Raw genomic sequence first — 8,396 nt, forward strand, 5'->3', positions numbered from 1 at the left:
TTCTATCTTAGGTATGTGACTGGTCATAATGGGCACATTACTCCTAACACTTAACAAGTGGGAGATCGTGTCCGGGGGTTTAGGGGGCCACTACACCCCGGGCATCGAGTGCACGAAACTTCGAACGTGCTGCGAACAATCGAAGAGCCATGCTGCTATCGTGACAATAACTTGAGCGCGACTATCCGATCAAAGATCGGGATCTGATTTACCAAGGGCTATATGAGCGGTACGCTGCGAGAGCTGCAGCTGATGATCAGATGTTTTTCATCGGTAGATGTGGGACCTATCAGTACCTTGATATGCACCAGGTCATCAACCAGTCACTAGCTCATGTGTCGAAATGGATGGCGAGGGCTTAGCCAGCGATCGATTTGCGGGGCCGCAACGACCGGTGTCTCACTTCGGTCCGAAAAGTATAAGTTAGATCTGATGGCTGGAACGCCGTATCCTACGACTTCTCGGATCTCGCGGGCTGAGATGAATTTGAAGGGGCCTTGGTCCAGTGGTCGCGGCCGGCTTCAAGAAGGTGTAAGCTCTCCGCCAGGATCTCCCGGTATCTTTGGACCTTTGTATTTCTCGACCGCAGGAGTCCTCCTTGGAGGCATTTGGTTGCGAGATAGGTAACGCGGCTTCGTTTTCAACCAGATCCATCAAAAGATTTCGCATAACGGCATTCTCTTCCCTGAGCCGTGACAAATCCAGGACATAGTCGCTGGCCGCAAGCTTCCTCGAGATGACCTTTTCGATCTTTTTCTCGAAAAGGCGGGTCTTGATCGCGTGGTGCCGTGTGAAAAAAGCGTTGCGACAACAACGCAAAGCGCAATGAGAACGTAAAACATTCGAGCCTCCAGGGTCACGCTGAAGGTCGGTATTTGCGACGCTGATTTCAATACGCGGTTTTGTTCGTGGTGGTGAGAGAGCGATGGTGTGTCAGAGGCAGCAGCTGTGCGACGGAGGCAGGCACCAATTGATCAGCAACAGCGACTTAATTATGTTTGGGACCACATCGTTTACCCTCCTGTTGATTTTTTGCTTTTCGAAGGCTGCGTTGACGCCAGTGTTATCAAACATTTCACGCCTCTGCCCCGAGATGCCGGGACTTTCGGGGGCGTACATGTTGCAGAAATTCATTTGTGATCGTTCAGGAAATTTCGGCATCATAAGTGCACTGCTTATGGTTCCGCTTATCGGTGCGGCGGGCCTCGCTATCGATCTGACAAATGCGATGACGGCAAAGGCTACACTTCAGGCAGCGGCTGACGCGGCAGCATTGGGCGCTATCGCCGAGAGATCACCCGGCGCGGTCAAAGCAATGTTGATGACGAGCAACGGCAGCGTGCAGGCCGGCATCGAAGATGCAAAAAAAGTTTTCGACTCGCAAATTTCCGCCGCCGGCTATCAGCTTCAGAGTAGCTCCGCATCAGTCGTCCGGAACGACAACGAACTGACTGCGGTATTCAACTACTCAGCGACAATTCCAACCACGTTGATGCGAGTCCTTGGCCAGCAGGAAATAACAATCGCGGGTCAGGCTTCCGCTGTGTTTCAGACGCAGACGTTTCGGGACTTCTACCTCCTTTTGGACAACACGCCATCTATGGGTGTCGGCGCCACAACAGCCGACATCAACAAAATGGTTGCTAACACATCGGACAAATGCGCATTCGCATGCCACATCGTCAATAATGGCAAGGAGGACAGTGCTAGTTACTACAATCTCGCAAAGAAGCTCGGCGTTACGATCCGGATCAACGTCGTAGCCAAAGCAACAGCAGCGCTCATGGACACGGCGATTTCAACACGAACCAGCCCCAACCAATTCCGCATGGCTGTCTACACATTTGGACAGAAGGCCGAGGACACAAAGCTACTGGAGGTGACATCCCTCACCGACGATCTCGCCGCTGCCAAAGGTAAGGCGTCACTTATAGATCTAATGTCCATTCCGTATCAGGGTTACAACAACGACCAGCAGACTGACTTCGATCTTTCGTTCAAGAGCATTGGTGAGAAGATGGGGTCACCGGGCACTGGCCTGAGTGCGGCGAGCCCGGAAAAGATCTTGTTCTTCGTATCGGACGGTGTTGGTGATAGCAAAAAGCTTACTGGCTGTACAAAAATGCTCACTGGAAGCCGTTGCCAGGAGCCGATCGACATAAAAGCCTGCACTGCGCTTAAGCAGAAGGGATACAAGATCGCGGTCTTGTACACGACCTATTTGCCATTGCCGACAAACAGCTGGTACAACTCATGGATCAAGCCATTTCAAAATGAAATTTCGACCAAGATGGCGGAGTGCGCCACTTCCGGTTACTTCTTTGAGGTCAGCCCATCGCAGGGCATTTCCGAAGCAATGAATGCTCTTTTTCTAAAGATCGTTTCTTCGCCCCGACTCACCGGTTGAACGCGTGAAAGAAGCCGCTTGCTAAACCAGCGATGATCAAACTCGAGACAATGATCCGGGCACTGGTCGGCCACGCGAGTAAACTCGTTTGTGAAATATCGACCGTAAGCGCACGGTGAAGGCCGTCTTGCGATGACGGCCTGCTGACTGCCAGTCCTAGTGGTAACGCTAGGAGTAGTCATATGACGAAGCATCCAATTGAGGTGATCACGTCCGTAGAGCGCCGTCGGCGCTGGTCACCCGAAGACAAAGAGCGCCTCGTTGCGGCCTGCTTTGAGCCAGGTGCGGTTATCTCTGAGATTGCTCGCGCGGCAGGTATCCATGTCAGCCAGTTGTTCCGTTGGCGCAAGGAGCTCTGCCGAGTCGAAGAGCAGAGCACCGAGACGGCAACCACCTTGGTGCCGGTGATAGTGGCCGAAACGGTTCCGGCCGTGCCTGCCGTCCAATCGGAACCGCCTGCGACATCCCATCCTCGTCGGAAGCGCAGTGATGTAACAATCGAACTTGGTCGGGGCCGACGCGTCCGCGTGGATAGCGACATCGATACGGAAGCGCTTGGCCGGATTCTCGATTGCGTGCTGGGGCTACGATGATCCCGGTTCCGAGTGGCGTGAAGGTCTGGCTGGCGACGGGCCGCACCGATATGCGCAAAGGTTTCCCCGGTTTGTCGTTGATGGTGCAGGAGGCGCTGAAGCGCGACCCGATGTGCGGTCACCTGTTCGTATTCCGCGGCCGAGGCGGCGGCCTGATCAAGGTGATCTGGCATGATGGCCAGGGAGCCTGTCTGTTTACGAAGAAGCTGGAGCGTGGTCGTTTCATCTGGCCACCAGCGGCCGATGGCACGGTAGTGATCACGCCCGCGCAGCTCGGTTACCTGCTGGAAGGTATCGACTGGCGGATGCCGCAAAAGACGTGGCGGCCAACGTCGGCCGGATAAGCAAAAACACTGGAATGACGGGGTCGAATATGATTCCATCCTGTCATGAGCAATGCGACCGAAGAGCTTCCGGACGACCTTGCCAGTGCCCTTGCACTGCTGGCCCAGGAACGCGCTCGACGTGTCGCAGCCGAAGCAGAAGCGGCGACCGCCAAGGCCGAAGCCGCCAGCGCAAAGGCACTTGTATCGCATTCCGAGGCGCTAATCGCACGGCTGAAGCTGGAGATCGACAAAGTTCGCCGTGAACTCTACGGCAGCCGGTCCGAGCGCAAGGCGCGGCTCCTGGAGCAGATGGAACTGCAACTCGAGGAATTGGAAGCGGACGCCGGTGAGGATGAACTGGCGGCGGAGATCGCTGCCAAAGCTTCAGCCGTCAAAGCCTTCGAGCGCAAGCGTCCGTCACGCAAGCCCTTTCCCGAACACCTGCCGCGCGAGCGCGTCGTCATCGCCGCTCCCGCCAATTGCGCCTGTTGTGGATCGGCCAAACTGTCGAAGCTCGGTGAGGATGTCACCGAGACCCTGGAGGTCATCCCGCGTCAATGGAAGGTCATCCAGACGGTGCGAGAGAAGTTCACCTGCCGCGAGTGTGAGAAGATCACACAGCCACCCGCACCCTTCCATGTAACACCCCGCGGCTTTGCCGGGCCACACTTGCTGGCGATGATCCTGTTTGAGAAGTTCGCCCAGCACCAGCCGCTCAACCGCCAGAGCGAGCGCTATGCCCGCGAAGGTGTCGACCTCAGCTTATCGACGCTGGCCGATCAGGTTGGAGCATGTGCCGCGGCGTTGAAGCCCATTCACTCCCTGATCGAGGCGCATGTCCTTGGCTCCGAACGTCTGCATGGTGACGACACCACCGTGCCGATCCTGGCCAAGGGAAAGACTGATACGGGCCGCATCTGGACCTATGTCCGGGACGATCGACCGTTCGGAAGCCTCTCCCCGCCGGCGGCCCTTTACTATGCCTCGCGAGATCGACGGCAGGAGCATCCAGAGCGCCACTTGAAGACCTTCACCGGCATTCTGCAGGCGGACGCCTATGGCGGCTACAATCCGCTGTTCAAAATTGATCGCGATCCCGAACCGCTGACCCAGGCACTCTGTTGGGCACACTCGCGGCGCAAGTTCTTCGTGCTCGCCGACATTGCCGCAAACGCCAAGCGTGGAAAGAACGCCGCGCCGATCTCGCCTATGGCGCTCGAAGCCATCAAACGGATCGACGGCCTGTTTGATATCGAGCGGGAGATCAACGGGCTTGACGCCGATCAACGCCTGGAGCGTCGCCGCAAGGAAAGCCTGCCGCTCGTTGATGATCTGCAGGCCTGGCTTCAAACCGAGCGGGCAAAGCTCTCACGCAGTTCCCCGGTCGCCGAGGCGATCGATTACATGCTCAAGCGCTGGGATGGCTTCACGTCATTCCTGGCGGATGGCAGAATTTGCCTGACGAACAATGCGGCAGAGCGAGCTCTGCGAGGCTTCGCACTAGGCAGGAAGTCCTGGCTCTTCGCCGGATCAGATCGTGGCGCTGACCGTGCCGCCTTCGTAGCCACATTGATCATGACGGCAAAACTCAACAACATCGATCCGCAGGCGTGGCTTGCCGACGTTCTTGCCCGCATCGCGGACACGCCGATTACTAGACTGGAGCAACTGCTTCCGTGGAACTGGATACCGCCGACCGTCAACGCTCAAGCGGCGTGATCTCTGACCGTCACGTGTCGCCGCTCTACCTTACTGATCCGTTTTTGCAGTGAGCGCACCAAATCCCTTTGCTTGGAGATTGTAGGGCGGGTTTGCCGCATCGCGGGCAGATAGTGGCAATGGAGCCAGTCCTGTAGATCATTGCGCACCTCTCATCACGAGCAGAAAACCGTTCTTCTAGCGTATGCATATCGCATTTTGCCCGTCGTCTCCATTCGTCGATAAGTAGTTTGGTCACAGAGAAATCAGTGACCAAGAGGGCGGCCTTCGCCGGATGTTTACTATCGACCTGCCTTTCGCAGACACCATGATACGTCCCGTCGCTCCACCGCTAGAATTGGCGAAGAGGCGGTGCACCCACTGCACGACGTTATTCGCAGGCGGCGCGCATCGACCGCATTCAGGCTGATCGCCTGGTGGCCACGATCCTCCAGCCTCATTTATGCCGTATTGCCCGTCAGCGAGAAGGCTTGCAGCGTATCGTCAAAATCAATGGCGAAAGCCAGCACGCCTTCATCCGGGCAAACCGTCGTTTGGCCTTCTTGTTGCCGGCTAGGCGGCCTTAGTGGTGTCCGCCATCGCCAGTTGCTGCGCAATCGACTCCGCGCTTTGAGGCTTGCCGAACAGATAGCCTTGTCCTTCCTCACAACGCAATTCTGCCAGGATCTGTCGCTCTTCTTCAGTTTCGATACCTTCGGCGACGAGCCTTAGCCCGAGACCTTGGGCGAGAGAAACTACGGCTTTTACGATGAGAAGAGAATGATGATCGGCGGTTAGCCGGCGCACAAATGATTGGTCTATCTTCAGTTTATCCAGAGGAAAGCCAGCCATGTAGCTCAGGGATGAATAACCGGTGCCGAAGTCATCAAGAGCTATCCTGACGCCAAGCCTCCTTAGCTGCGTGATCACGTCCAGCAAACGCTCCGTGCCATCTAAAAATGCCGATTCGGTAATTTCCAGGTGGAGGCGGTCCGCTGTCAGCCCGCTTTTCGCCAGAGCGTTCTTTACCTCGGCGACGAGATCCGTCTTTGCGAACTGAATGGGTGAGACGTTGACAGCCACGGTCGTGGTGGGCGGCCAGGAGCTCGCAGCTCTACAGGCGCCTTGAAGCGCCCATATGCCTAGATCGCATATGACACCGCTGCTTTCAGCCACCGGGATGAACTCGCCGGGAGATACCAGTCCGAATTCGGGGTGTCTCCAGCGCATCAGGGCTTCTGCCCCGACAATCTGACCGGTGGCGAGATCGACCTGCGGCTGATACGCAAGAAAAAATTCTTCTCGCTCTAGACTTGCGCGCATCGCGTGTTCGAGCTTTCGTGCTCGTAGCTGATCCTGCGCGCGCCTCTCATCGTAAAGCATCCAGTTCGAAGCAGAGTTAGCCCTAGCATCAATTAGAGCACTTTCTGCTTGTTCCAGGGCAGATGGGGCCGGAAACGTGCTGTCATCAAAAACGCTGACCCCAAGGCGGGCTTCGACGTAAATTTCCGAGCCATCCGTTTCAAATGGATCCGCGAACAGTCTGAGAGTTGCTTCCGCTTGAATGTGATCGAAGCCAGTGGTCGGCAGGGGCAAAGCCAGGACGAAGCTGTCACTATCTAAGCGGCTCAAAATCGATACGTGAACGACGCTTAGCAATCTTGTGGCCACTGCTCGCAAGAGCTGGTCGCAAGCGGGGCGCCCCATAGTAGCGCTGAGCTGCTCAAATCGATGCAGTCCAATAGCAACGACCAGCTGAGGTGCCCCCATGGACTGGAGGCGGTCGATGAATTCTCTACGGGTGACCAGGCCAGTCAAGTCATCATACTGGGAGATTCGCAGAAGTTCTGCTTCGTATCTCCGCCGGGCGGTTACGTTTCTGGCAATAATGCTGCCTACAAATCCGACGTGTTGCTCACCGCTCTCAGCAACTCGTTCTGAGCGCGAAACCGTAATCGATGCATCGTATGTAGCCTCAAGGTCGCCACGTTTCATCCCAAGTTCAACGGAAACGGAATGGACCGGTTTGCCGGCGGCCTTGAAGCTTGAGACGGTGTCCTCAACATGCCGCTTCATACTCACAGGAACCGCGCTTTTGTGCTCGTCATCATCCTCTGAATAGATCGCATCGGCAGACGCGCTTCGATCGAGAATGACCAGGTTTTGATCAAAAATAAGTACTACGTCTTCGCTGTTCGCTATTATTGAACGAAGAGTATTCTTCGACGTTCGGTAATCGGCAACTGCGATCCGGCCTCGTAGGAGGCTGAAATTGCTTCTCTCGCTGAGGGCCAGCAAAAGAGATACGCCTAGAAGTATCCAACTGTTTCCCGTTCGGATGACATAGGCGTCGTTGGACTGGATAATGAATGCAACGGTTTCCATGGCTGAGATCAGGGTGAATGCCGCCGCCACAAAAAAGCTCGGACGATATAACCGACACCCGATCGCTAATCCTATGAGCATTGCTGCAATCAACAATTCCGGAATTGTCTGATCGACCTCCGATGCCAATCGGTGATGCAATATTGTCTCGGTCGCCAGAATGTGAATCAGAGGTCCAGCCACAGGGCCGTACAACGGTACGGGGTATACGTCCTTCAATTCCGTGGCGTAGGCGCCAACGACAACCGTCTTGTCGGCAAAGACGCTTGGCGCGAGCGTTCCAGATATCAGGTCGGAGGCAGAAAAAGTCGGTACGGTCGACGGGTCTATAGAATAATCTATGAGGTAGGTACCGGTTGTATCCTCTACCTGTGCCAGGACGGCAGGCACGGATTGCGTAAGGCTGCCGTCCAACTCGTCGGCCATTTTAAACGTCTTTATCAGCCCACCTTCGGCGAGCTCGACGTTAGCGAAAGCAAGCCAAGCATTAGAGGCAAACGAGGAAATTGGCCTTGTAACGCTAGTGGGCGATCCCGCAACAGCGCTTTCGTGCTGTTTGAAGATGGGTAGCACTGTAGCCCCACCGGTAGTGAGGAGAGCTTGACCAAGCTTATTATCTTCAGTCAGAGACGATGCATTGCTGAAATCAATATCCAGAAAGACATCCCGCGCCCCGGCGGCTGCCAGGCGCTCTAATATTTCGGCGTGGATTCCACGCGGCCAGGGCCAGACACCTATAGCATCGAGGCTCTTCTTATCGATTGCTACAAAGACAACGTTACCGCTTGCGGGGCGCTGCAACCCTTTGAAGCGGAGGCTTGAGACAACGTCGTCCAAGTACGTGGTAAATGGCTTGATCGCCGGCGAAAGAGGCACGGCGCACATGAGAGAAATCAACGCGGCTCGAACGACGAGTGATACTCTTACCTTTCCGAAAAAACTCATCGCAACACCCTAGACCCCAGCAATATACTTTAATTTTTCCCG

5 protein-coding genes are annotated in these 8,396 nt (G+C 55.7%); 4 read left to right on the forward strand and 1 reads right to left on the reverse strand.

Annotated elements, in window-relative coordinates; genetic code table 11:
- The first annotated feature begins 1,117 nt into the window (after nt 1-1,117).
- From GGE33_RS26810 to tnpC, 4 genes are all read left to right on the forward strand, one after another.
- Entirely contained in the window at nt 1,118-2,407 is a 1,290-nt protein-coding gene (locus GGE33_RS26810; RefSeq protein ID WP_183830417.1) for a pilus assembly protein TadG-related protein, read from the forward strand.
- Between the two features lie 182 nt (nt 2,408-2,589).
- Entirely contained in the window at nt 2,590-3,000 is a 411-nt protein-coding gene (gene tnpA / locus GGE33_RS26815; protein ID WP_183830420.1) for an IS66-like element accessory protein TnpA, read from the forward strand.
- Complete coding sequence (gene tnpB, locus GGE33_RS26820; protein ID WP_425486667.1) at nt 2,979-3,344, forward strand: IS66 family insertion sequence element accessory protein TnpB; 366 nt, start codon at nt 2,979-2,981, stop codon at nt 3,342-3,344. The genes tnpA and tnpB overlap by 22 nt, the downstream gene beginning before the upstream one ends.
- Before the next feature lie 45 nt (nt 3,345-3,389).
- Complete coding sequence (tnpC, locus tag GGE33_RS26825) at nt 3,390-5,045, forward strand: IS66 family transposase (protein ID WP_183830423.1); 1,656 nt, start codon at nt 3,390-3,392, stop codon at nt 5,043-5,045.
- A 552-nt stretch (nt 5,046-5,597) separates the two neighbouring features.
- On the opposite strand, the gene GGE33_RS26830 is transcribed toward tnpC, so the two are convergent.
- Nucleotides 5,598-8,354, reverse strand: coding sequence for an EAL domain-containing protein (locus GGE33_RS26830; protein ID WP_183830426.1), 2,757 nt, complete (start codon nt 8,352-8,354; stop codon nt 5,598-5,600).
- Between the last annotated feature and the right edge of the window lie 42 nt (nt 8,355-8,396).

The organism is Aliirhizobium cellulosilyticum, from assembly GCF_014198105.1.
GTDB classification, from domain to species: domain Bacteria; phylum Pseudomonadota; class Alphaproteobacteria; order Rhizobiales; family Rhizobiaceae; genus Neorhizobium; species Neorhizobium cellulosilyticum.

Excerpts from the sequence above, each read along its gene's own strand:
- tnpC (WP_183830423.1), top strand. The coding sequence starts at position 3,390 with ATGAGCAATGCGACCGAAGAGCTTCCGGACGACCTTGCCAGTGCCCTT.
- GGE33_RS26810 (WP_183830417.1), top strand. The coding sequence starts at position 1,118 with ATGTTGCAGAAATTCATTTGTGATCGTTCAGGAAATTTCGGCATCATA.
- tnpA (WP_183830420.1), top strand. The coding sequence starts at position 2,590 with ATGACGAAGCATCCAATTGAGGTGATCACGTCCGTAGAGCGCCGTCGG.
- GGE33_RS26830 (WP_183830426.1), bottom strand. The coding sequence starts at position 8,354 with ATGAGTTTTTTCGGAAAGGTAAGAGTATCACTCGTCGTTCGAGCCGCG.